We start from the raw sequence: 22,954 nt of genomic DNA, 5'->3' as shown, positions 1-22,954 counted from the left end.
GGGGTGAGCTTCGAGGCCGCGCCGGGCGAGCTGCTCGGCGTCGTGGCGCGCGACCCGGCCGACGCCGCCGCGCTGCTGGCCGTGCTGGCGCGCGAGGTCGACCCCGAGGAGGGCGAGGTGGCGCTGGACGGCGTCGCGCTGTCGGAGCTGGACGCCGCGGCGCGGCGCTCGGCGCTGCTGGTGGCCGCGCACGACGCGGACCTGTTCGAGGGCTCGCTGCGGGACAACGTCGCCGCGGGCGGGCCACGGGTGGCCGAGGCGATCGCCGCGGCGCGGGTGGACGAGGTGGCCGAAGCGCTGCCCGACGGGCTGGACAGCGCGGTGTCCGAGCGCGGCCGGTCGCTGTCGGGCGGGCAGCGGCAGCGCGTGGCGCTGGCCCGCGCCCTGGCCGCCGCGCCCCCGGTGCTGGTGGTGCACGACCCGACCACGGCGGTGGACGCGGTGACCGAGGTGGCGCTGGCCGAGGGCGTCCGGCGGGTGCGCCGGGGGCTGACCACCATCGTGGTCGCCACCAGCCCGGCCCTGCTGACCGCCGCGGACCGGGTGGTGTTCGTGCGCGACGGCGTGGTGGCCGCCACCGGCGGGCACGCCGAGCTGACCGAGGACGAGACCTACCGGGCGGTGGTGCTGGGATGAGCGCGGACCAGGGGACGGCGCGGGAACTGCTCACCACCGCCTCGACCGCGCGCGTGCGCGCCGCCGTGGGCGAGCTGCTGCGGCCCCGCCGCGGCCTGGCCTGGGCGGCGCTGGCCGTGCTGGTGGCGGGCACCGCCGTCGGCCTGGCCACCGCGCCGCTGCTCGGGCACGTCGTCGACCTGGTCGGCGCGGGCTCGCCCGCCGACGCGCTCACCTGGCCGGTGGTCGCGCTGGCCGTGGTGGCGGCCGTGCAGGGCGTGGCCGTCGCGGCGGGCACGTCGCTGGTGGCGCGGCTGGGCGAGGGCGCGCTGGCCGACCTGCGCGAGCGGTTCGTGGAGCGCGCCCTGCACCTGCCGCTGGAGCGGGTCGAGCAGGCGGGCGCGGGCGATCTGACCGCCAGGGTGACCCGCGACGTGCAGGTGATCGCCGACGCGGTGCGCAACGCGCTGCCCGTGATGGCCCGCTCCGCGCTGACCATCGCGCTGACCGTGGTGGGCATCGCGGTGCTGGACTGGCGCTTCCTGATCCCGGTGCTGCTGGCCGCGCCGATCCAGGCGCACACCGTGCGCTGGTACGGCGGGCGCGCGGTGCGGCTGTACGCGGCCCAGCGGGTCGCGGTCGGCGCGCAGCAGCAGCAACTGCTGGACTCCATCGGCGGCGCGTCGACGGTGCGGGCGTTCAACCTGGCCGAGCGGCACGTCGAGCGGGTGCGCGCCCGCTCCTCCGCCGCCGTGGACCTGGCGCTGCGCGGCATCCGCCTGCTGACCCGGTTCTACGGCAGGCTCAACCTCGCCGAGTTCATCGGCCTGGCGGGCGTGCTGGTGACCGGTTTCCTGCTGGTGGGCAACGGTTCCGCGTCGGTGGGCACGGCCACCGCCGCCGCGCTGTACTTCCACGGCCTGTTCAACCCGATCAACGCGGCGCTGGCGCTGGCCGACGACGTCCAGGCCGCCTCGGCGTCGCTGGCCCGCCTGGTCGGCGTGGCCGACGAGCCGCTGCCCGACACCTCCGGCGCGGTGCGCCCGGCGAACACCGCCATCGCGGTCTCCGGCGTCGAGCACTCCTATGTGGACGGTCACCCCGTGCTGCGCGGGGTCGACCTGGAACTGGCCCCCGGCGAGCGGGTGGCGCTGGTCGGCGCGTCCGGCGCGGGCAAGACCACGCTGGCCAAGCTGATCGCGGGCGTGCACCGGCCCACCGCGGGCGTCATCCGGCTGGGCGGGGTCGAGCTGGACCGCGCGGTGCGCTCGGTCGCGCTGATCAGCCAGGAGGTGCACGTCTTCGCCGGTCCGCTGACCGAGGACCTGCGACTGGCCCGGCCGTCCGCGACCGACGAGGAGATCACCGGGGCGCTGGAGCTGGTGGGCGCGCTGGGCTGGGTGCGGGCGCTGCCCTCCGGGCTGGCGACCGTGGTCGGCGAGGGCGGGCACCGGCTGACCGTGGCGCAGGCCCAGCAGCTGGCGCTGGCCCGGCTGGTGCTGGCCGACCCACCGGTGGCGATCCTGGACGAGGCCACCGCCGACGCGGGCAGCGCGGGCGCCCGCGAGCTGGAGGCCGCCGCCGCCCGCGCGCTGGACGGGCGGACCGGGCTGCTGGTGGCGCACCGGCTGACCCAGGCCGCCTCGGCGGACCGGGTCGTGGTGCTGGCCGACGGGCGGGTGGTGGAGAGCGGCACCCACGCCGACCTGCTGGCCGCGGGCGGCCGGTACGCGCAGCTGTGGGCGGCCTGGTCGGGCACGCGCTCCGCCGTCGGCGAAACCGGTGTCGCGGTCGGCTGAGCACCGCCTAGCGTGGCCGGGGTGGAGATCATCGAGGTGCTGCCCGGTCTGCGGATGCTGCGCTTCCCCGTCGGCCAGGCGTACGCGTGGCAGGACGACGACGGCCTGACGCTCGTCGACACCGGCACCGCCGGGCACGCCGAGCGGATCACCGCGCTGGGACCGGTGCGGCGGATCGTGCTGACGCACTTCCACGACGACCACATCGGTTCGGCCGCCGACCTGCGCGCGCGGACCGGCGCGGAGGTGTTCGCGCACCGGTTGGAGGCGCCGGTGGTCCGGGGCGACGTGCCCGCCCCGCCCCCGGTGATCCCGGACGAGGAGCGGGAGCTGTTCGAGCGCGTCACGCCCGGTGTGCCGCCCGCGCCCCGCTCACCGGTCGACCACGAGGTCGACGAGGGCGACGTGCTGGAGTTCGGCGGCGGGGCGCGGGTGCTGTCCGTTCCGGGGCACACCGACGGCAGCATCGCCGTGCACCTGCCTCGGCACGGGGTGCTGTTCACCGGCGACACCGTGGCCACCTGGGAGGGCAGGCCCATCCCCGGCGTGTTCAACCTGGACCGGCCTCGGCTGCTGGCCTCCGCGCGGCGGTTGCTGGACCTGGACGCGCGGGTGGTGTGCGTGGGCCACGGCGACCCGCTGGCGCGGCAGTAGGGTCGCGGTCATGGGGATGGTGACGGCCGTGAGCCGGAGCGCGGAGCACACGTTCAGCAAGCCCACCCAGGACGCGGTCCTGCTGATCGCCGGGATCGGCGTCGAGGGCGACGCGCACCGGGGGGAGCTGGTCAAGCACCGCTCGCGGGTGCGCCGCGACCCCACGCAGCCCAACCTGCGGCAGGTCCACCTGATCCACTCCGAGCTGCTCGACGAGCTCAACGCGGCCGGTTTCCGGGTCTCGGCGGGCCAGCTCGGCGAGAACATCACCACGCGCGGGGTCGACCTGCTGGGCCTGCCCACCGGCACCCTCCTGCGCCTGGGCGCCGAAGCGGTCGTGGAGGTCACCGGCCTGCGCAACCCGTGCGCGCAGATCGACGACTTCCAGCGGGGGATGCTCGCGGCCGTGCTGGACCGCGACGAGGACGGCAACCTGGTCCGCAAGGCGGGGATCATGTCGGTGGTGCTGGTCGGCGGGGTGGTCCGCCCCGGCGACGAGATCCGGGTCGAGCTGCCCGCCGGGCCGCGCACCGCGCTGCGGCCGGTCTGACCTCGCCGGGCCCGCGCGTTTCGCCGCCGAGCGGCAGGGGCAAGACTGTGGGCGGGCACCGACGGGAGGCGGCATGGCGAGTCTGGCAGCGGTAGTGGCGGGTACCGCCCTCGCAGGCGTCGTCGTGGTGGGCGCCAACGGCATGAGCGCCCCCGAGCCCGAAGACCCGTGGGCGGACCTGGGGGTGCGGCAGGGCGAGGTGAAGGTCCAGCACGACGCCGACTGCGTGCCGCACTCCTTCGGCCAGGTGCGCGACCTGCTGGCCACCACGCCGTGCGCCTCGCTGAGCCGGGCGCTGTTCACCGTGTCGAACGACCGGGCGAGCGCGGTGGTGTCGGTGGCGTGGGTGGAGTTCCGCCTGCGCCGCGACGCCAGGGAGTTCCGCGCCCTGGAGGACGTGCACGGCACCGGCGACATCACGCCGCTGCCCCGCGCCCTGCTCGGCCTGCCCGAGATCCCCTTCCACGCCCACAACTACACCTCGGCGCTGGACGGCGCGACGGTCGTGGTGGCCGAGGCCGAGCCGGTCGGCGGTCAGCCGGGTGCGGAGTTCCTCGACGACCTCACCGAGGTCGCCGTGCTCATCCCCCGCCCGCCCCGGTGATCGGGTAGGTGCGCACCTCGGTGGCCTTGAGCACCGCCCACAGCGCGTCGCCGGGCCGCAGCCGCAGGTCGGCCAGTGTCGCGGTGGTGATGTCGGCCAGCACCGGCGGGGCGCCGTCCAGCCGCACCCGCGTGGTGTGCGCGTGCTGCTCGACGCCCGCCACGGTCACCGGCCAGGTGTTGCGCGGGCTGCCCGCCGGGGCCTGCGGGAACAGGCTGACGGCCGCGGGTGGGAACGCCACGTGCACCGGGCCGTCGGCGGGCTCGGCGACGGTGAGCACGCCCCCGCCGTCGAGCCGGACGGTGCCGCCCTCGGCCACGCCGCGGTAGAGGTTGAGCCCCACCAGGTGGGCGACGTAGTCGGTGCGGGGCGTGCGGGCGACCTCCGCGGGCGTCCCCTCCTGCACCACGCGCCCCCGCTCCAGGATCACCAGCCGGTCGGCCAGCACCATCGCGTCCAGCGGGTCGTGGGTGACCAGCACGGTGTGGCCGGTGAACTCGCCCAGGTGCCGCGACAGCTCGGCGCGGACGTGCACGCGGGTGCCCGCGTCCAGCGCGGCGAGCGGTTCGTCCAGCAGCAGCAGCCGCGGTCCGGTGGCCAGCGCGCGGGCCAGCGCGACGCGCTGCGCCTGCCCGCCGGACAGGGCGCGGGGCCGGGACTCGGCGTGGGCGGCCAGCCCGACCCGTTCCAGCCACCGGGCCGCCTCGGCGCGCGCGGCGGCCCGCCGCACCCCTCGGGCGCGCAGCCCGAACGCCACGTTCTCCAGCGCCGACATGGTGGGGAACAGCAGGTAGTCCTGGAACACCACGCCGACCGGCCGCCGCCGCACGGGCAGCCCGTCCCAGGCCGCGCCGTCCACCCGCACCCGGCCGCCGGGGGTCAGCCCGGCCAGCGCGCGCAGCGCGGTGGTCTTGCCCGCGCCGTTGGGGCCCAGCAGGGCGACCACCTCCCCCGGCGCGACGTCGAGGTCCACGTCGAGCCGGAACCGGTCGCGGACCACGCGCAGTTCGGCGCGCAGACTCACCCGGCACCACCGACCCAGCGGTCGCGCAGCCCGGCCAGCACGCCCACCGACACCAGCAGCAGTACCAGGCTCAGCACGATCGCGGCGTCCGGGTCGGTTTCCAGCGCCAGGTAGACCGCCAGCGGCATGGTCGTGGTCTCGCCGGGGAAGTTGCCCGCGAAGGTGATCGTCGCGCCGAACTCCCCCAGCGCCCGCGCCCAGCACAGCACCGCCCCGGCCACCACGCCCGGCGCGACCGACGGCAGCGTGACCCGGCGGAAGGTCAGCCACCGCGACGCCCCCAGCGTCGCCGCGGCCTCCTCGTAGCGGGGGTCGGCCGCGCGCAGCGCGCCCTCGACCGCGATCACCAGGAACGGCATGGCCACGAACGCCTCGGCGACCACCACCCCGGCGGTGGTGAACGGCAGCGACACGCCGAACCACGCCTCCAGGTGCTGCCCGACCAGCCCGCGCCTGCCCAGCACCAGCAGCAGCGCCACGCCGCCGACCACGGGCGGCAGCACCAGCGGCACGGTCACCAGCGCCCGCAGCAGCCCGCGCCCCGGCACGTCGCCGCGCGCCAGCAGCCAGGCCAGCGGGACGCCCAGCACCAGGCACAGCGCGGTGGCCAGGCTCGCGCACACCAGCGACAGCCGCAGCGCGTTCCCCACCTCGGCGCTGAACAGCCGGGCGGGCAGCTCGGCCCAGGGCGCGCGCACCAGCAGCCCCAGCAGCGGCACCACGAGGAAGGCCAGGCCCGCCAGCGCGGGCAGCACCAGGACCAGCGGGCGGTCGCGGATCACGGCACGTCGAACCCGGCTGCGGTGAGCGCCGCGCGCCCCGCCTGCGACACCACGAAGTCGACGAACTGCCTGCCGCGCGGGGAAGCGCGCTTCAGCGGCGCGATCGGGTAGTCGTTGACCGCCCGCTCGGCCTCGGCGAACCCGATGCCCTCGACCTCGCCGCCCGCGGCCCGCACGTCGGTGCGGTAGACCAGCGCGGCGTCCACCTCGCCGAGCCGGACCTTGGTCAGCACCGCCTTCACGTCCTGCTCCAGGGTGTCCGGTCGCGGGGTGATCCCGGCCGCCCGGAACACCTCCCCGGCCGCCGCGCCGCAGGGCACCCGCTCGGCGCACAGCGCGATCCTGGCCTCCGCCCGGCCGAAGTCGGCCAGGCCCGTGACACCCGCCGGGTTGCCGCCGGGGACCGCGATCTCCAGCCGGTTGCGGGCGAAGGTCACCGGCCGGTCGACCTCGGCGGCGACCTGCTCCATCGTCGCGGGCGATGCGGAGGCGAACACGTCGGCGGGCGCGCCCTGGCCGATCTGCTGCGCCAGCGCGGAGCTGCCGCCGAAGTTGAAGCTGACCCGCGCACCGGGGTTGGCGGCCTGGAAGTCCGCGCCCAGACCGGTGAACACCTCGGTCAGCGACGCGGCGGCGTACACCGTCACGGTGGTCCCGTCGGGCGCGGAGGAGCACGCGCCCACCAGCGCTGCGGCGAGCACCGGGGCGAGCACGGGGGGCCGCCTCACGTGGTCTCCGGGATCTCGACGACGACGTGGGTGGACTTGATGGAGGCGACCGCGACGCTGCCCGGCTCCAGCCCCAGCTCCTCGGCGGCCTCCCGGCTCATCAGCGACACCAGGCGGAACGGCCCGGCCTGCATCTCGACCTGGGCCATCACCCCGTCCTTGAGCACGCGGGTGACGATCCCGCGCATCCTGTTGCGCGCCGAAGCCGCGACGGTCGCGCCGGGCTCGGCGCTGTCCGCCCCGCGCTGCGCGAACGCGGCCAGCTCGCGCCCCGCCACGCCCTTGCGGCCGTTGTCCAGCCGCACGGCGGGCAGTCGCCCCTGGTCGATCCACCGCCGCACGGTGTCGTCGCTGACACCGAGCAGGGCAGCGGCCTCGCTTATCCGCAGATTCGGCACAGTCGCCACGATACATCCGCTGACGCGGGTCGAAAGCCTTCTTCAATCCGAAGGTTCTTCACCCTGTTAGGCCCGCGCGCAACGGGTATTCCCCGTCCATGAGCATCCCAGCGGCGGACGGCAGGCGACCCGAGGGCGTGGACGACACGACGGTGGAGGCCGTGGGGCGGCTGACCGAGGCGCTGGAGACCACCGAGCGCGCCCGCGGCCACCTCTTCTCGTTCCACCAGCTCACCGGGGGCGCCGACGGCCAGGTCGCGGACGCCGCCCGGCTGCTGCGCGAGGCGGGCCACACCGAGCTGGCCGAGCGGCTGGAGGCCGAGCTGGTCGGGCACAACGTGGTGCCGGGGCGGTGGACCTTCCAGCTGGTCGAGGAGTACGACGAGGGCTACTACCAGCTGTTCCGGGACTGGGAGCGGAAGGTGCGGGATGAGCTGCTCGGCGGGGTCCGGCACGTCTTCGAGTCGGAGATGAAGCAGCGCAACACCACCGATGGCCGCTCCGGGCACGAGATGAACCCCTGAGGTCGCGGAGGTTCCCCGCCCGTTCACCCTGCGGACGGCGGGCGCTCACCCCGTGGCGTCCTGGCTTGCGTAGCGTCGAGCCGCCCTTGTCCCCGCTGCGAAGGACAGCGCACCATGCCAGGTCGTAGGGCTCCTCTCGCCGTCGTCGCGGTCGGCATCGCCACCGCGGCCACCCTCACCGCCGCCGCCTCCGGCGACGCGCCCGCCGCCGCGGCGGCCACCACCACCTTCACCGCCACCGCCGACGCCTTCGTGGACAGCTCGGCGGCCGCCACCAACCACGGCACCTCCGGTCAGCTCGGCGTGGACGGCTCACCGGTCAAGCGGCTGTTCCTCAAGTTCACCGTCAGCGGCCTGCCCGGCGCGGTCAGCGGCGCCAAGCTGCGCGTGCACACCGACGACGTGGCCGACGCGCACAGCGGCGCGGGCGGCACCTTCCGCGCCACCACCGACACCACGTGGTCGGAGACCGGGGTGACCTGGAACGACCAGCCCGCCATCGACGGCACCGCCCTCGGCGAGCTGGGCGCGGTGTCGCGCAACGCCTGGCACGAACTGGACGTGACCTCCTACGTGACCGGCAACGGCACCTACAGCATCGGCGTCACCTCGACGAGCACCGACGGCGCCGACTACGACTCGCGGGAGACCGGCGCCACCGCGCCGCAACTGGTGGTCACCACGGGCACGACGACCACCACGCCCGCGCCCAGCGCCGACCCGGTGCTCGTCGGCGTGGGCGACATCTCCGACTCCGGGTCCGGCGACAGCGTCACCGCCGACCTGCTGGACGACATCCCCGGCACGGTGTTCACCTTGGGGGACAACGTCTACGACAGCGGCACGAGGTCGGAGTTCAGCAGCTACTACGAGCCCACCTGGGGCAGGCACAAGGCGCGCACCAGGCCCTCGCCCGGCAACCACGACTACAACACCAGCGGCGCCAGCGGGTACTACGACTACTTCGGCGCGCAAGCGGGTCCGTCCGGTCGCGGCTACTACTCCTACGACCTGGGCGACTGGCACGTCATCTCGTTGAACTCCAACATCTCCATGTCGGCGGGCTCGCCGCAGGAGCGGTGGCTGCGCGCGGACCTGGCCGCCAGCACCAAGCGGTGCACGGTCGCGTACTGGCACCACCCGCTGTTCACCTCGGGCGCCAACCACTCGCCCTCCACCGCGACCCGCCCGCTCTTCCAGGCGCTCTACGACTACAACGCCGATGTGGTGCTGACCGGGCACAACCACCAGTACGAGCGGTTCGCCCCGCAGAACCCCAACGGGGGCCTGGACACCGCACGCGGCATCCGCTCGTTCGTGGCGGGCATGGGCGGTGCGGGCCACTACCGGTTCGGCACCATCAAGCCCAACAGCGAGGCGCGCAACAGCGACACCTACGGCGTGCTGAAGCTGACCCTGCACAGCGACAGCTACGACTGGCAGTTCGTCCCCGAGGCGGGCAGGAGCTACAGCGACAGCGGCACCACCGCCTGCCACTGACCCGCTCCCCCGCCAGCGGAGGTGCCCGTGTACCTGTCCACCACCGACCGCCCGAGGACGCTGGGCTGGAAGGGCGTCAGCGGCAACGTCCTGGCGCTGGGCGCGGTCAGCCTGATCACCGACGTGTCGTCGGAGATGGTGACCGCGGTGCTGCCCCTCTACCTGGTCGTCGGCCTGCAGTTCAGCCCGGCCGCCTACGGCGTGGTCGACGGCCTCTACACCGGTGCCACCACGCTGCTGCGCCTGGTCGGCGGGTTCCTCGCCGACCTGACCGACCGGCGCAAGGCCGTGGCCGGTCTGGGGTACGGCCTGTCGGCGGTGGCCAAGCTGGGCCTGCTGGCCACCTCCGCCGCGGGCATCGGCGCGGCCATCGCCGTGGACCGGGCGGGCAAGGGGCTGCGCACCGCGCCGCGCGACGCGCTGATCACCCTGTCCACCCCCGTCCACGACCTGGGCCGGGCGTTCGGCGTGCACCGCGCGATGGACGGGGCAGGCGCGTTCCTCGGCCCGCTGGTGGCGCTGGCCGTGCTGGCCGCCGCCGGGCAGTCGTTCGACTCGGTGTTCGTCACCAGCGCCTGCGTCGCCGCGCTGGGCGTGGTGGTGCTGGTGCTGTTCGTGCGCGACCACCGCGAGGCCCCCGCGGCCCGGCCCGAACCGGTCCGCCCGCGCGCGGTCGGGGCCCTGCTGCGGGACGGGGGCGTGCGGCGGGTCGTGGCCGCCGCCGTGCTGCTCGGCCTGGCCACGGTCGGCGACGGGTTCGTCTACCTGCTGCTGCAGCAGCGGGAGGGGTTGTCGCTGGGCTGGTTCCCGCTGCTGGCGGTCGGCACCAGCCTGGTGTACCTGCTGCTGGCCGCCCCGCTGGGCGCGCTGGCCGACCGGGTCGGCAGGCTGCCGGTGGTCCTGGGCGGCTACGCCCTGCTGGTGCTGGTGCACCTGCTGCTGTCCGGCCCGCTGGGCGGCTGGCCGCTGGTCGGGTTGGTCCTGCTGCTCTACGGGGCCTTCTACGCGGCGACCGACGGCGTGCTGATCGCGCTGGCCGGGCCGCTGCTGCCCGCGCGCCTGCGGGCCACCGGCATCGCTCTGGTCCAAAGTGGACAGGCACTGGCGTACCTGGGTTCCTCCGTGCTGTTCGGCTTGGCGTGGCAGCACTTCGGCCCGGAGGCGGCGAGCGGGATCGCCGCGGCCGGTGTGGCGCTGGCCCTCGTGGGCACGGCCGCGCTGCTGGGACGCCGGTCGTGACCGCGCTGTCCCGGCGCGGCAGGCTGGCGGTCACCGCCGTGGCGGCGGTGGTGCTGGGCGGGGTGGCGGTCGGGTACGCCCGGCTGGCCGCCGACCCGGCCCAGCCGTTGCCGTCCGCGCCGGTCACCGGCCCCCGGATGCACGTGCTGAGCAACGGCAGGCTGTCGGCGGTGTCACGTGCCGACCCGGCCGGGCCGCGCGAGGTGACCGGCCAGCGGTGCGACCGCGCGCACGCGGCCGGGGGCACGATCGCCTGCCTGCGCCCGGCTGGGGCGCTCGCGGCCGGTGCGCTGGTGGTGCTGGACGAGGGGCTGCGCGAGCTGCGGACCGTGCCGCTGACCGGGTTCCCCAACCGGGCCAGGGTGTCGGCCAGCGGGCGCATGGTGGCGTGGACGCTGTTCGTCGACGGGCACTCATACGCGGCGGGCGGGTTCTCCACCAGCACGGGCGTGCTGGACACCCGCACCGGCGCGTTGGTCACCTCGCTGGAGGAGTTCACCGTCGACGGGGAACCGGGCCAGGCCGCGGACCGCAACTTCTGGGGCGTCACGTTCACCGCCGACGACAACCGGTTCTACGCCACCATGTCCACCGGCGGCCACCGCTACCTGGTGGTGGGCGACTTCGCCGCGCGCACCCTGCGCCCGCTAGTGGACAACGTCGAGTGCCCCTCGCTGTCCCCCGACGGCAGGCGGATCGCCTACAAGGCGGCGGTCGACGGCGACCCAGGGCGGGGCTGGCGGCTGTCGGTCATGGACCTGGCCACGCTGAGCAGCACGCCGCTGGCCGAGACGCGGAGCGTGGACGACCAGCCCGCGTGGTGGGACGACTCGGCGGTGGTCTACGGGGTGCAGCGCGGCGACGGCACCAACGACGTCTGGACGGTGCCCGCCGACGGCACCGGCACGCCCCGCGTCCTGGTGCCCGAGGCCAACTCCCCCGCGCCCTAGCCGCGAGTCCCGCTCAGCCCAGCGCGAGGGAGATGCCGGTGGCGGTCACCACCACCGCCACCGCGGCGTCGAGCACGCGCCAGGTCGCGGGGCGGGCGAAAGCGGTGGACAGCCTGCGCGCGCCGAAGCCCAGTGAGGAGAACCACAGGGCGCTCGCGGTCATCGCGCCCGCCGCGAACCACCAGCGCGCGTCGCCCCAGCCGGTGGAGGCCGTGCCCAGCAGCAGCACGGTGTCCAGGTAGACGTGCGGGTTGAGCCAGGTCAGCGCCAGGCAGGTCAGCACCGCGGCGGCGGGGGCCGCGCCGCCCACCACCAGCGCGCCGGGGCGCAGCACCCGTCGGGCGGCCAGCACGCCGTAGCCGACCAGGAACGCCGCCCCCAGCCAGCGGACCACCTCCAGCGCGACGGGCCACGAGGTCAGCGCCGTCCCGACACCACCGACGCCCAGCGCGATGAGCAGCGCGTCGGAGACCGCGCAGATCGCCACGATCGCCGGAACCTGTTGGCGCAGCACGCCTTGGCGCAGCACCAAGGCGTTCTGCGCGCCGATGACGACGATGAGGGACAGTCCGGTACCCAGGCCGGCGGCCAGTGCTTGCAGCGGGATCACGGCACGACGCTAAGAAGCCCCAGCTGATAAGGCCAGCTACATTTTCTTCAGTACCATTAGCGCTCGTGATGGTGGACCTGCCGCCGGAGTGCGTGCGCACGCTGCTGGCCGTGGTCGACGAGGGCACGTTCGACGGCGCGGCCCGCGCGCTGCACGTGACGCCGTCCGCGGTGAGCCAGCGGATCAAGGTGCTGGAGCAGCGCACCGGGCGGGTGCTGCTGGTCCGCGCCAAGCCCGTGCGGCTGACCGAGTCCGGTGCGGTGATCGCCCGCTACGGCAGGCAGTTGGCGCTGCTGGAGCGGGACGTCAATACCGGGTTGGGCCTGCTGACCGAGCCGACCAGGGTGCAGGTCGCGGTCAACGCCGACTCGCTGTCCACGTGGTTCCGCGTGGTGGTCCGCGAGCTGGCGGGCGATCCCGGCCTGGTGCTCCAGCTGCACCGCGACGACCAGGACCACACCGCCGAGCTGCTGCGGCAGGGCCTGGTGGTCGCGGCGGTCACCTCGTCCCCGCGCCCGGTGCAGGGCTGCGTGGCGCGACCGCTGGGCCGGATGCGCTACCACGCGGTGGCCACGCCGGAGTTCGCCGCGCGGTGGCTGTCGCCGGGGTCGGTCGCGGACGCGCCCGTGGTGGTCTTCGACGAGAAGGACGACCTGCAGGACCAGTTCTGCCGCGAGACCACCGGCCGCGAGGCGACCGGTCCCAGGCACCACCTGCCCGACGGTCCGGTGTTCGTCGACGCGGTCACCTCCGGCGCGGGCTGGGCGCTGCTGACCGAGGCGCAGATCGCCGGGCTGGACGTCGAGCTGGTCCGGCTGTCCCCGCACCGCCCGGTGGACGTGCCGCTGCACTGGCAGCAGTGGAAGCTGGACTCCCCGCCGCTGGCGCGGGTGGCCGACGCGGTGTTCCGGGCGGCGGCGGGCGAACTGCGCTGTTGACGCGCGGCGGGCCGCGTCCCTACGGTCGGGGAAAGCGCTTTCAGAAGCGCCTGCCGCCGCGTCCGGTGTCGAGCCGAACGGAGAGGTTCACGTCATGGCACTCAGTCGACGGGGGTTCCTGGCCGCGAGCTGCGCGGGCGCGGCGGGCGTCGCGCTGCCGACCGCGACCGCTCGGGCGGCCACCTGGGAAACCGTGCTCAGCGGCTCGTTCGCGAGCTACTCGGCCCTGGAATCGGCGTGGAACTACCGCTACCCCTGGGGCTCGGACCACAACGGCAGCGCGCGCATGTACGCCAGCGCCTCCGACCACAACCACGTCTTCCTGGACGGCTCCGGGGTGCTGGCGATCAGGGCCAGCCGGATCAACTGGGACGAGGGCACCAGTTCGGCGGACCCGCACCTGCCCATCCGCTACCACTCCGGCGCGGTGCACGCCAAGCAGCAGGTGCGGGTCACCGACCAGTTCCCGAACTGGGAGGTCAAGGGCGAGTTCCAGGCCCCGTCCGCGCGCGGCACCTGGCCCGCGTTCTGGCTCACCGGCGTCAACAGCTGGCCGCCGGAGAGCGACATCCTGGAGTACAAGGGCGACACCAGGAACTGGTCCAACACCTACCGCAACGCGGACGGCGGCTGGTCGAGCACCACCACGCCGGTGGCCAATCCCGGCGCCTGGCACTCCTACCGCGCCTGGATCGCCAAGGTCAGCGCCACCGACGTGGACATCCACTACTACGTCGACGACAAGTGGGTCGGGCAGCACCGCGGCGCCAACTTCGTCAACCAGCCGATGTGGATCATCATCAACCTCCAGATGGAGGGCTCCTCGGGCTCCTCCGGGCCGTCGGGCGACACGCTGTACCGGGCGCGCGACGTCTACGTGGGCCGCACGCGGGCCTGACCGGGGTCGACCGCCGCGTGGTGGAGCGCGTCGGCCAGGCGCGCCCAGTCGAAGGCGACCAGGCCGTCCGGCCCGCGCCCGGCGACGGCGTCCACCAGCACGACACCCGCGGCGGTCAGCCTGGCGACGCTGTCGCCGTAGGCCGGGTGGCGGCGCAGCGACTCCTTCACGCACGGGGCGGCGATCACCGGCACGTCGACGCCGAGCAGCTCGTTCAGCAAGCCCAGCGCCAGGTTGTCGCTGATACCCGCCGCCCACTTGTTGGCGGAGTTGAAGGTCAGCGGCGCGGCCAGCACCGCGTCCGCCCTCGGCAGCGGCGTGCCCCGCCCCGGCGGGTCGGGGGCGGCGCGTGCGATGCAACCGGTTCCTGCCGCGATGGCGTCGAGGTCGACCCAGGAGGCGGCGGTGGGCGTGGCCACGAGGCACACCCGCCAGCCGTCGCCGGTCAGCCGCGTGACGAGATCCGCCACGCGCAGGACCGGGGGCGCGGCGGAGGCCACCACGTAGGCGCAGCGGTCGGACGGGCTCACGCGAGCAGCCCCGTCCGGCAGGCCAAGCCGCGCAGGCCGGGCACGGCACGAGGGTGCCGCTGTGCGAGCAGGTCCTCCACCAGTGCTCGGGCGGTCCGGTTGGTGCGCTCGGCGCGCACCAGTTCCGGTGCGACCCGTTCGGCCTCCAAGAGGTGGACCACCGCGGAGACGGGCTCGCCACGCCTGCTGTGCGCCCACGCGCTCTCCAGGTGGTACTGCCCGCGCCGCCCCAGCAAGCCGGGCGGCATCGAGTCGACGTCGAGGCGCTCGCCCGAGGACAGCACCGCGTCGGGATCACCCAGAGCAGCCGCCACCGACATCCGGTGGATGGCGACGTTGGTCGGCCCGAAAGCGCTGAAGCCGATGTTGCCGTCCCGCCCCAGCCGGTCGGCCAGTCGCGCGGCGTGCGCCAGCCTCCGCCGCGCCTCCGCCGCGTCGCCCCTGCGAGCGGCGATGACAGAGCCGATCAGCACCAGCGATCCGCGACAGGACAGGCTGCGCGGATCGAGCCCCGTCACGACCTCCGCCGCCGCGACCGCGTTGCGCTCGGCCTCTTCCGGATCGGCCAGCTTCAGCAGGGCGCACGTCAGCCAGTAGGCCGCCCTGGCGCGACCGATCGGGTCGTCAGTGGTTTCGGCGGTGCGCAGCGCCTCTTCCGCGGCCGCGTAGGCGGTGACGCCATCACCCAGCTTGGTCGCCAGTTTCGCCTGGGCGATCAGCACGTCACACCTCAGGGCAAGTGTCTGCCTGTTCCGGCGGTCGGCGACCAGGCGCCCCACCGCCTCCCCGACCCGTGGCAGCGCGCGGCCCACTTCGCGGTACTTGGTCGCCTGGCAGTCGCGGTGCAGGGCGGTGACCAACTCGGCGACGTACCGGGTGGGTGCGGTGCCGGACCCGAGTCCCGGCAGGGCCGCGGCGGTGCCGAGGACGAGCACCGAACGACGGTTGAGCGGACTCACCACACCATCCTCTCGGGGGCAGGCGGAGGGAGGCACGCTGAACTGCGGTTCGGCAGCCCTTGAGGCCGGGTAGTAGTCGACGACCTCGGCAGAGGGGTCGGGTAGTACTTGCAGGCGCATCGGGTGTCCTCCGGGCGGATTGGGTTCCCTTTTCGAACGTTGCCCCGACCTGCGGAAACGTCGCGCCGACCCCTACTTTCTGAACGCCATGCCCGCGCACGCCGAATTGTCTGGCGTACCCGACGGAAGGATTGGGCATGGCATCACCGCACACCGCGCGGCGGACGACCAGGGCGGTCGCCGCGCTCACTGCGGTCGGCACCGCCGCGCTGGCCGCCGGGCTGGTCGGCGCGGCGCCGGGGCCCGCGGGCGCGTCCAGCCACCGCGAGGCCCCGCTGATCGCGGGCGACCCCGCCGTGGACGGCACGGACCTGTACGCGTTCGTCAGCCCGGACCGCCCCGACACCGTCACGCTGATCGCCAACTGGGCCCCGTTCCAGGAACCCAACGGCGGCCCCAACTTCTACCCGTTCGCCGACGACGCCCGCTACGACATCAACATCGACAACGACGGCGACGCCAAGGCGGACCTGACCTTCCGGTGGACCTTCCGCGACGACGACCGGCGCGGCGGCGGGACCTTCCTCTACAGCAACGGCGCGGTCACCTCGCTGGACGACGAGAACCTGCTGTTCCGCCAGACCTACACGCTGGAGCTGATCGACGAGCAGGGCAACGCCAAGAAGCTGGTGCAGCACGGCAAGGTCGCGCCGTCCAACAACGGCCCCAAGTCCATGCCGGACTACGGCGCGCTGCGCCAGCAGGCGATCACCGAGATCGGCGGCGGGGGCAAGGCGTTCGCGGGTCAGGCCGACGACCCGTTCTTCCTGGACCTTCGGGTGTTCGACCTGCTCTACGGCGGCGACCTGTCCGAGGTCGGGCAGGACACGCTGCGCGGCTACAACGTCAACACGCTGGCCCTCCAGGTGCCCAAGGCGGTGCTGGCGCTGCGCGGCGACCACAAGCGCAACCCGGTGATCGGCGTGTGGAGCGACGCCGAGCGGCAGTCGATGCAGCTGACGCCGGGCAAGTCCCGCGCCCACGGCGACTTCGTGCAGGTCTCGCGGCTGGGCAACCCGCTGGTCAACGAGGTCGTGGTGCCCGCGGCGCTGAAGGACACGTTCAACTCCCTCACCCCGGACAAGGACGCCAAGGTCCAGGAGCTGGTGGACCGGGTCAACGACCCGGAGGTGCCCAAGCTGGTCGAGGCCATCTACCGGGTTCCCGCGCCCAAGGGCCCCCGGACCGACCTGGCCGAGATCTTCCTGACCGGCATCACCACCAAGGCGGGCGGGCCGATCAAGGCGGACCTGAACTCCCAGCTGAACAACGCCGACGTGGACAAGCGCCGGTTCGTGCCCTCCGAGCAGCTCCGGCTGAACATGGGCGTCGCGCCCGCGGGCGAGCCGAACCGGCTGGGCGTGCTGGCCCAGGACAACCAGGGCTTCCCCAACGGTCGCAGGCTCACCGACGACGTGCTCGACATCGGCTTGCAGGCGCTGGAGGGCGCGGCGGTCAGCGGCGTGGTGGCCGCGCTGGCGGCGGGCGACAAGGTCGACGCCAACGAGCAGTCCTTCGGCAACTCCTTCCCCTACGTGGCGCTGCCCAACAACGTCGCGGTCAACTCCGGCGGCACCGACGTCGCCGTCAAGCCGACAGCGGGCGAGACGGGCGTGCCCACCGCGCCGCTGTTGAGCGGACTGCTCGCGATCCTGCTGATCGGCGCGGGCGGCTGGGTGTTGCGGCACCGCGGCCAGCAGGTCTCCCCGAGCGAGTAGTCCACCCACGGGGGGCGCCCTGCCCAGCGCCCCCCGTGGTCGTCCCACCGTGGAGGCACCATGTTCCGGCTCCTCGCGGTCACCGCCATCGTCGGCGGCGTCGCGCTCCTGGTGACCGCCGTGTCGTCGGTGTCCACATCGGACACCCCGCAACCGGTCGCCGCCGTCGCCGAATCAGCCTTGCACCGCACCATCTCCGCCACGCAGGACAAGCTGCGGCGCACCCCGTCCGACGCGCAGGCGTGGGCCGCGCTCGGCTCGGCGTACGTGGAGCAGGCCAGGGTGACCGGCGACCCGTCGTACTACGAGAAGGCGCAGGGCGCGCTGGACGAGTCCGTGCGGCACCGGCCCACCGACAACGGCTGGGCCTACCTCGGCCTGGGCGCGCTGGCCAACGCGCGGCACGACTTCGCCGCGGCCCGCGACTTCGGGCAGAAGGCCACCGCGCTGCTGCCCGACACCGCCGAGGCGCACGGCGTGCTCGCCGACGCGCTCACGCAGCTGGGTGCCGCGGCGGAGGCGACCGCGGCGGTGCAGCGGATGCTGGACCTGGAACCGGGCGTCGCCTCGTTCACCAGGGCCGCGTACGACATGGAGCAGCGCGGCGAGGTGACCGCGGCGCGCGAGGCGCTGGAGCGGGCGCTGGGCGTGGCCTCCGCGCCCGCCGAGGTGGTGTTCTGCCGCTACCACCTGGGTGAGCTGGCGTTCGACAACGGCCAGCTCGACCTGGCCGCCCGGCACTACGAGGAGGGGTTGCGGCTCGACCCCCGCGACGCGACCCTGTTGCAGGGCACGGCGAAGGTCGCCGCCGCGCGCGGCGAGCGCGACCGGGCCCTGGACACCTACGCGGACCTGGTCGCGCGCACGCCGCTGCCGCAGTACCTGCACGAGCACGCGAACCTGCTGCGCGCGGTGGGCCGCCACGAGGAGGCCGCGCGGCAGTTCGACGTGCTGGCGCAGCAGTTCCGGCTGGTGCCGGACGACCTGGCCGCGTCGGTGGTGGCCGCCGACCGCGGTGACGCGGCGCAGGCGCTGCGGCTGGCCGAGGCGGAGTGGGGTCGCAGGCAGCACCCGCTGGTGGCCGACGCGCTGGCGTGGGCGCTGCACCTCAACGGGCGCGACGCCGAGGCGCTGGGCTTCGCCGAGCGCGCCGCGTCCTCCGGCTGGCGCAACGCGGTGTTCGCCTTCCACCGCGGCGTGGTGCTGGCCGCGCTGGGCAGGCGGGACGAGGCCGCGGGGGCGCTGGAGGAGGCGCTGCGGATCAACCCGCACTTCTCCCCCGTGGACGCCCCGGTGGCCACCGCGACGCTGGCGGGCCTGCGGTGAGAGCGGCCCTCCTGCTCACGCTGGTGCTGCTGTTCCTCGGTGTGCCCGCCGAGGCATCGGCGCACCCGCTGGGCAACTTCACGGTCAACCACTACCACGGCATCACCGTGCACCCCGGCCACGTGGAGCTGCGCGCGGTCGTGGACATCGCGGAAATCCCGACGCTCCAGCAGCGTCCGTCCGAAGTGGACGACTACGCCGCCCGCGAGTGCGCCGAGGTGAACCGTGCCACCACCGTGGAGGTGGACGGCCGGGCGGTGGCCACGGCGGTGCGCTCCAGCGCGGTGGAGTTCCCCCCTGGCGAGGCCGGGCTGCCCACGACGCGGCTGACCTGCCTGGTGCGGGCCGACGCCGCCCCGGCGTCGAGCGTGGTGGTCCGCGGCGACTACCGCGCGGACCGCATCGGCTGGCGGGAGATGACCGCCGTGGGCCGGGGCGTGGCGCTGGACTCGCCGGTACCCGCGACCAGCGTCAGCGACGAGCTGCGGTCCTACCCGCAGGACCTGCTCACCGACCCGCCGGACGTGCGGTCGGTGGCGCTGGCGGTGCGCGCGGGCGCGGGCGGCGAGGCCCCTGCCGCCGCGTCTTCGGCGGGTGGACCGGTGCTGGGCGCGGCGACCTCGGCGTTCACCTCGTTCGCGGGCAGCCGGTCGCTGACGCCGCTGGTGGGCGTGCTGGCGGTGCTGCTGTCCCTGGTGCTGGGGGCCTCGCACGCGGCGTTGCCGGGGCACGGGAAGACGGTGATCGCGGCGTACCTGGCGGGTCGCTCGGGCACCGCGCGTGACGCGGTGGTCGTCGGGGCGACGGTGACCGCGACGCACACCGCCGGTGTGCTGGTGCTGGGGCTGGTGATCAGCGCGGGCAGCGCCCTGGCGGGGGAGTCGGTGCTGCGCTGGCTGGGCGTGGCCAGCGGGCTGATCGTGGCCGGGGTGGGCGCGGCGCTGCTGCGCTCCGCCGCCCGGCACCGCGAACTCGTCCCCGCCGGGCACGGTCATGGGCACGGTCATGGGCACGGGCACGGGCACGGGCACGGGCACGGGCACGGGCACGGGCATCGTGTGAGTCGAGCCGGGTTGGTGGGCATGGGAGTCGCGGGCGGCCTGGTGCCCAGCCCCTCGGCGCTGGTGGTGCTGCTGGGCGCGGTGGCGCTGGGCCGGACCTGGTTCGGCGTCCTGCTGGTGCTGGGTTACGGCCTGGGCATGGCCGCCACCCTGACGGCGGTCGGCCTGCTGCTGGTGCGGCTGCGGGACCGGCTGACGGCGGTGGAGCGGTGGCGCGACCGCTTCACCGCCCTGCCCGCCCTCACCGCCGCGCTGGTGCTCGTGGTCGGCCTGGGCCTGACCGCGCGCTCGCTGCTGAGCTGACGGATGTCACGCCCGCCGGAACACCGCCCGCCACCGGTGCGCCTCCGCGACCCGCTCCACGTGCTCCAGCCGCAGCCCGCCCACGGCGAACGACTCCAACTCCTCGCGGGTGAGCGGCCAGGGCGGGTTGTCCGCGTGCTCGCCCCCGTCGTGGATGCCCGCGATCACCAGCAGCTCACCGCCCGGTGCGACCATCTGCGCCACGCCCGTGATCGCCCGGTCGCGCACGCCCAGTGGCATGGACTGCACCGTGATCGACTCCACCACGAGGTCGAACTGTTCCGCCCACTCGGCGGGCGGGTCCAGCAGGTCGGCCACGACGTAGTCCACCGCGGAGGCGGGGAAGCGCTCGCGCGCGCCGCGGATCGCGGTCTCGGAGATGTCGAAGGCGGTGGTGCGGAATCCCAGGGAGGCGACGTGCTCGGCGTCCACGCCGTACCCGCAGCCCACCACCAGAGCCCGCTTGTCCGTGCCGTCGAGGCCTCGCCGCGCGGTCCAGTCCGCCAGCAGCGGATTGGGGGCGTCGCGCTCCCACGGCACGATCGCGGCACCTGTCGCGGCCTCGGCGTAGAGCCGCTCGAACCACCCCGTCGGGTCCCCCTCGGCCAGCGAGCGCGCGGCCAGCCTGTTCGCGTCCACATCCCGGTCAGCGGTCATCCCGGCAGTCTGGCAGCCCTCCACACCCAGCTCACCCGATTTCCAGCGCCTGCAAGTACTACCCGACGGGTCCGCGGTGGCCGTTTTCCACTACCCGAAGCGCACGGGTAGTAGTTGAACGCCCTGGGACGGGGCTCGGGTGGTACTTGCCGACGCGGTCAGTGGGTGGCTTGGAGGAGCAGCAGGGTGAGGTCGTCGTGCTCGGTGTCGCCCAGCCACTCGAACACCACTCGCCGCAGGTGCTCGGCGATCGCCTCGGCGGGTTCGCCCGCGCACGCGGCCAGCGCGGCGCGCAGCCGCTCGTCGCCGAACAGCTCCCGGCGGTCCCGGTGCGAGCGGGCCTCGGTCACGCCGTCGCTGTAGAGCAGCAGCGACTCCCCCGGTGCCAGCGACAGCTCGACCTGCTGGAACCGCACCTCCGGCAGCACGCCCACGATCCCGCCGTGCACCGGCACCTCGTCCACCCGCCCGTCCGCGCGCAGCACCAGCGGGACCGGGTGCCCGCCGGTGGCCAGCGCCAGCCGCAGCCCACCGGACTGCACCGGCACCAGGTTGCCCACGACCGCGGTGGTGAACAGCCTGCTGCCCGCCGCCCGCAGCGCCGCGTTGAGCAGGTGCAGCAGCTGCGCGGGCCGCTGCTCCACCAGCAGCAGGGTGTGCAGGCTCTGCCGCACGCGGCCGCTGTGGACGGCGGCCTCGATGCCGTTGCCCGCCACGTCCCCCAGCACGAACGCGGCGCTGCCGTCCTCGCGCGGGTGCACGTCGTAGAAGTCGCCGCCCACCGCCGCCCGCCGGTGCGCGGGTTCGAACACGGCGGCCAGCCGCACGCCCGCGACGCTGGGCAGCGAACTGGGCAGCAGGCCGCTGCGCAGCGCCTCGACGGTGCGCTGCTGCTCGCCGAACCTGGTCCCGGCCTCCAGCGCGGCCGCGGCGCGCTCGGCGAAGCGGCGCAGCATCGGCACGTCGCAGGAGCACCGGAAGCACACCAGCGCCGCCCCGTCGGTCAGCGGCACGGCCAGCGCGGGCGGCCCGACGCCCGGCGGCAGGCCCCACGGCCCTTCGCCCGGCTCGTCCAGCCGCGCGTGGTCGACTTCGCGCGCGAGCACGGCGGCCAGGCCCGGCACGCCGTCGGCGACCTGGCGGGTGGTGCGGCTGACCGCCACGTCCCCGGCGGGCGTGCGGCGCCACCACTCCAGCCTTCCGCGCGCCCCCGGCACCACCACCACCGGGTGATCGGCGGGTGCCACCTCCACCACCGCCCGCACCGCCGCCGCCCGGTCGGTCAGCTCGACCAGCCGCCGCGAGAGCCGGTCCAGCAGCTCGTCGGCGTCCCGGTACCAGGCGGTCCAGCCGCCGCCGAGGTCCTGGCGCCGCCCGCCCGGCTCGGGCGCGCGCTCGCCCACCCGGACGTCCGGGAACAGCGCCGCGGCCATGGAGTTGGCCAGGCGCGCCACGCCGTCCGGGTCGAGCACCACGACGGCTTCGCGGAAGCCGTCGACGAGCAGCCGCCAGCCGTCGAGGTCGAAGCCCGCCTCGGTGCCGTTCCGGTACCCCTGGGCCATCGCGGCTCCTGTGTGTCGGGTCGGACCCAACTTATCGGACCGCCCCGGCACGGCGGCGTGCGGACAGTGGCAGGCTTGACGCAGACCGCGGACATCAGGCGGACCTCAGGCGGACCTCAGAGGCGACATCGGAGGCTGGTGTGACGACCGCTCAGGACGACACGGACGTGACCCTCGACCGGTTGCTGACCGCCATGCGGGAGATGCGCGACGGCAACTTCCGCCGCCGCCTGGTGGTGCCGCGCGGGGGCGTGGCGGCCGAGCTGGCCGAGGTGTTCAACGAGATCGCCGAGCGCAACCAGTGGCTGGTGGGCGAGCTGGTGCGGGTGCGCCAGGGGGTGGGCCAGGAGGGCAGGCTGGGCGACCGGATGGCCTCCGGCGCGGGCCCGGCGGGCTGGGCGCTGGCCGTGGACTCGGTCAACGGCCTGATCGACGACCTGACCCGGCCGACCGCCGAGCTGAGCCGGGTGCTGGCCGCGGTGGCCGAGGGCGACCTGTCCCAGGAGATCACGGTGGCCGCGCGCGGCGAGGTGGCCGCGGTGGTGGAGAGCTTCAACTCGATGACCGCGACGCTGCGCACGTTCGCGGGCGAGGTGACCCGCGTGGCCCGCGAGATCGGCACCGACGGCAGGCTGGGCGGCCAGGCCGAGGTGCCCGGTGTCGGCGGCACCTGGAAGGACCTCACCGACTCGGTGAACTTCATGTCCGGCAACCTCACCGCGCAGGTGCGCGACATCGCCCAGGTGGCCACGGCGGTGGCGCAGGGCGACCTGTCGCAGAAGATCACCGTGACCGTCGCGGGCGAGATGCTGGAGCTCAAGGACACCGTCAACACGATGGTCGACCAGCTCTCCGCCTTCGCCGACGAGGTCACCCGCGTCGCCCGCGAAGTCGGCACCGAAGGA

General features: G+C 74.7%; 24 protein-coding genes. 15 read left to right on the top strand and 9 right to left on the bottom strand.

Features of this window, described 5'->3' with window-relative positions; genetic code table 11:
- From IEZ00_RS36875 to IEZ00_RS20500, 5 genes are all read left to right on the top strand, one after another.
- On the top strand, window positions 1-636 hold a 636-nt coding region (locus tag IEZ00_RS36875; RefSeq protein WP_229795944.1), incomplete at its 5' end, for an ATP-binding cassette domain-containing protein.
- Entirely contained in the window at window positions 633-2,414 is a 1,782-nt protein-coding gene (locus IEZ00_RS20515) for an ABC transporter ATP-binding protein (RefSeq protein ID WP_189224920.1), read from the top strand. The genes IEZ00_RS36875 and IEZ00_RS20515, both read left to right, overlap by 4 nt.
- A gap of 21 nt (window positions 2,415-2,435) precedes the next feature.
- The gene (locus IEZ00_RS20510; protein ID WP_189224919.1) at window positions 2,436-3,068 is read left to right on the top strand and encodes an MBL fold metallo-hydrolase; all 633 of its coding nucleotides are present in this window, start codon (window positions 2,436-2,438) and stop codon (window positions 3,066-3,068) included.
- Window positions 3,069-3,096: 28 nt separating this feature from the next.
- Complete coding sequence (locus IEZ00_RS20505; RefSeq protein ID WP_229795943.1) at window positions 3,097-3,618, top strand: MOSC domain-containing protein; 522 nt, start codon at window positions 3,097-3,099, stop codon at window positions 3,616-3,618.
- Window positions 3,619-3,691: 73 nt separating this feature from the next.
- On the top strand, window positions 3,692-4,222 hold the full coding sequence (locus tag IEZ00_RS20500; RefSeq protein ID WP_189224917.1) for a hypothetical protein: 531 nt from the start codon (window positions 3,692-3,694) through the stop codon (window positions 4,220-4,222).
- Here IEZ00_RS20500 and IEZ00_RS20495 read toward each other — a convergent pair.
- Genes IEZ00_RS20495 through IEZ00_RS20480 form a run of 4 tightly spaced genes read right to left on the bottom strand, consistent with a single transcriptional unit; the run spans window position 4,200 to window position 7,154 of the window.
- Complete coding sequence (locus IEZ00_RS20495; protein ID WP_189224916.1) at window positions 4,200-5,246, bottom strand: sulfate/molybdate ABC transporter ATP-binding protein; 1,047 nt, start codon at window positions 5,244-5,246, stop codon at window positions 4,200-4,202. The genes IEZ00_RS20500 and IEZ00_RS20495 overlap by 23 nt on opposite strands.
- Window positions 5,243-6,028: a molybdate ABC transporter permease subunit gene (gene modB, locus IEZ00_RS20490; protein ID WP_189224915.1), complete on the bottom strand. Its 786-nt coding sequence runs from the start codon at window positions 6,026-6,028 to the stop codon at window positions 5,243-5,245. Before modB ends, IEZ00_RS20495 begins: the two co-directional genes overlap by 4 nt.
- A complete protein-coding gene (modA, locus tag IEZ00_RS20485) occupies window positions 6,025-6,756 on the bottom strand; it encodes a molybdate ABC transporter substrate-binding protein (RefSeq protein WP_189224914.1) in 732 nt (243 codons plus the stop codon). The genes modB and modA overlap by 4 nt, the downstream gene beginning before the upstream one ends.
- Window positions 6,753-7,154: a TOBE domain-containing protein gene (locus tag IEZ00_RS20480; RefSeq protein ID WP_189224913.1), complete on the bottom strand. Its 402-nt coding sequence runs from the start codon at window positions 7,152-7,154 to the stop codon at window positions 6,753-6,755. Before IEZ00_RS20480 ends, modA begins: the two co-directional genes overlap by 4 nt.
- A gap of 98 nt (window positions 7,155-7,252) precedes the next feature.
- Between IEZ00_RS20480 and IEZ00_RS20475 the strand changes: the two genes are divergently transcribed.
- From IEZ00_RS20475 to IEZ00_RS20460, 4 genes are all read left to right on the top strand, one after another.
- Entirely contained in the window at window positions 7,253-7,678 is a 426-nt protein-coding gene (locus IEZ00_RS20475) for a hypothetical protein (protein ID WP_189224912.1), read from the top strand.
- Window positions 7,679-7,792: 114 nt separating this feature from the next.
- Window positions 7,793-9,178, top strand: coding sequence for a CBM96 family carbohydrate-binding protein (locus IEZ00_RS20470; RefSeq protein WP_189224911.1), 1,386 nt, complete (start codon window positions 7,793-7,795; stop codon window positions 9,176-9,178).
- A gap of 27 nt (window positions 9,179-9,205) precedes the next feature.
- Window positions 9,206-10,417: an MFS transporter gene (locus tag IEZ00_RS20465; protein ID WP_189224910.1), complete on the top strand. Its 1,212-nt coding sequence runs from the start codon at window positions 9,206-9,208 to the stop codon at window positions 10,415-10,417.
- 5 nt (window positions 10,418-10,422) lie between these two features.
- Window positions 10,423-11,367, top strand: coding sequence for a TolB family protein (locus IEZ00_RS20460; protein WP_373293170.1), 945 nt, complete (start codon window positions 10,423-10,425; stop codon window positions 11,365-11,367).
- 13 nt (window positions 11,368-11,380) lie between these two features.
- On the opposite strand, the gene IEZ00_RS20455 is transcribed toward IEZ00_RS20460, so the two are convergent.
- Window positions 11,381-11,977 (bottom strand): LysE/ArgO family amino acid transporter, encoded by a 597-nt coding sequence (locus IEZ00_RS20455; RefSeq protein ID WP_229795942.1) that lies wholly within the window; start codon window positions 11,975-11,977, stop codon window positions 11,381-11,383.
- A 68-nt stretch (window positions 11,978-12,045) separates the two neighbouring features.
- Here IEZ00_RS20455 and IEZ00_RS20450 point away from each other — a divergent pair, with 68 nt between their 5' ends.
- Window positions 12,046-12,915 carry a LysR family transcriptional regulator ArgP gene (locus tag IEZ00_RS20450; protein ID WP_189225080.1) on the top strand — a complete coding sequence of 290 codons (870 nt, stop codon included), beginning with the start codon at window positions 12,046-12,048 and terminating at the stop codon, window positions 12,913-12,915.
- A gap of 94 nt (window positions 12,916-13,009) precedes the next feature.
- On the top strand, window positions 13,010-13,813 hold the full coding sequence (locus IEZ00_RS20445) for a glycoside hydrolase family 16 protein (protein WP_189224908.1): 804 nt from the start codon (window positions 13,010-13,012) through the stop codon (window positions 13,811-13,813).
- On the opposite strand, the gene IEZ00_RS20440 is transcribed toward IEZ00_RS20445, so the two are convergent.
- Window positions 13,789-14,343, bottom strand: a complete 555-nt coding sequence (locus tag IEZ00_RS20440) for a flavoprotein (protein ID WP_189224907.1) — start codon at window positions 14,341-14,343, stop codon at window positions 13,789-13,791. The genes IEZ00_RS20445 and IEZ00_RS20440 overlap by 25 nt on opposite strands.
- Window positions 14,340-15,302 carry an XRE family transcriptional regulator gene (locus tag IEZ00_RS20435; protein ID WP_189224906.1) on the bottom strand — a complete coding sequence of 321 codons (963 nt, stop codon included), beginning with the start codon at window positions 15,300-15,302 and terminating at the stop codon, window positions 14,340-14,342. The genes IEZ00_RS20440 and IEZ00_RS20435 overlap by 4 nt, the downstream gene beginning before the upstream one ends.
- A gap of 257 nt (window positions 15,303-15,559) precedes the next feature.
- Between IEZ00_RS20435 and IEZ00_RS20430 the strand changes: the two genes are divergently transcribed.
- From IEZ00_RS20430 to IEZ00_RS20420, 3 genes are read left to right on the top strand one after another with little or no spacing between them, the layout of a single operon-like run.
- A complete protein-coding gene (locus IEZ00_RS20430) occupies window positions 15,560-17,140 on the top strand; it encodes a DUF4331 domain-containing protein (RefSeq protein ID WP_189224905.1) in 1,581 nt (526 codons plus the stop codon).
- A gap of 60 nt (window positions 17,141-17,200) precedes the next feature.
- Complete coding sequence (locus IEZ00_RS20425) at window positions 17,201-18,466, top strand: tetratricopeptide repeat protein (protein WP_189224904.1); 1,266 nt, start codon at window positions 17,201-17,203, stop codon at window positions 18,464-18,466.
- The gene (locus IEZ00_RS20420) at window positions 18,463-19,830 is read left to right on the top strand and encodes a nickel/cobalt transporter (RefSeq protein WP_229795941.1); all 1,368 of its coding nucleotides are present in this window, start codon (window positions 18,463-18,465) and stop codon (window positions 19,828-19,830) included. Before IEZ00_RS20425 ends, IEZ00_RS20420 begins: the two co-directional genes overlap by 4 nt.
- Before the next feature lie 6 nt (window positions 19,831-19,836).
- Here the strand turns inward: IEZ00_RS20420 and IEZ00_RS20415 are convergent, their stop codons facing one another.
- Both IEZ00_RS20415 and IEZ00_RS20410 read right to left on the bottom strand, forming a co-directional pair.
- Entirely contained in the window at window positions 19,837-20,487 is a 651-nt protein-coding gene (locus IEZ00_RS20415) for a class I SAM-dependent methyltransferase (protein ID WP_189224903.1), read from the bottom strand.
- Window positions 20,488-20,645: 158 nt separating this feature from the next.
- Window positions 20,646-22,049 (bottom strand): PP2C family protein-serine/threonine phosphatase, encoded by a 1,404-nt coding sequence (locus tag IEZ00_RS20410; protein WP_189224902.1) that lies wholly within the window; start codon window positions 22,047-22,049, stop codon window positions 20,646-20,648.
- Window positions 22,050-22,189: 140 nt separating this feature from the next.
- Between IEZ00_RS20410 and IEZ00_RS20405 the strand changes: the two genes are divergently transcribed.
- On the top strand, window positions 22,190-22,954 hold a 765-nt coding region (locus IEZ00_RS20405; protein WP_189224901.1), incomplete at its 3' end, for a HAMP domain-containing protein.

Origin of the sequence: Saccharothrix coeruleofusca (genome assembly GCF_014648515.1) — a bacterium.
Classification (GTDB): Bacteria; Actinomycetota; Actinomycetes; order Mycobacteriales; family Pseudonocardiaceae; genus Actinosynnema; species Actinosynnema coeruleofuscum.
Note: the sequence above shows the minus strand (reverse complement) of the source record. Positions and strands in the feature narration are given on the sequence as shown.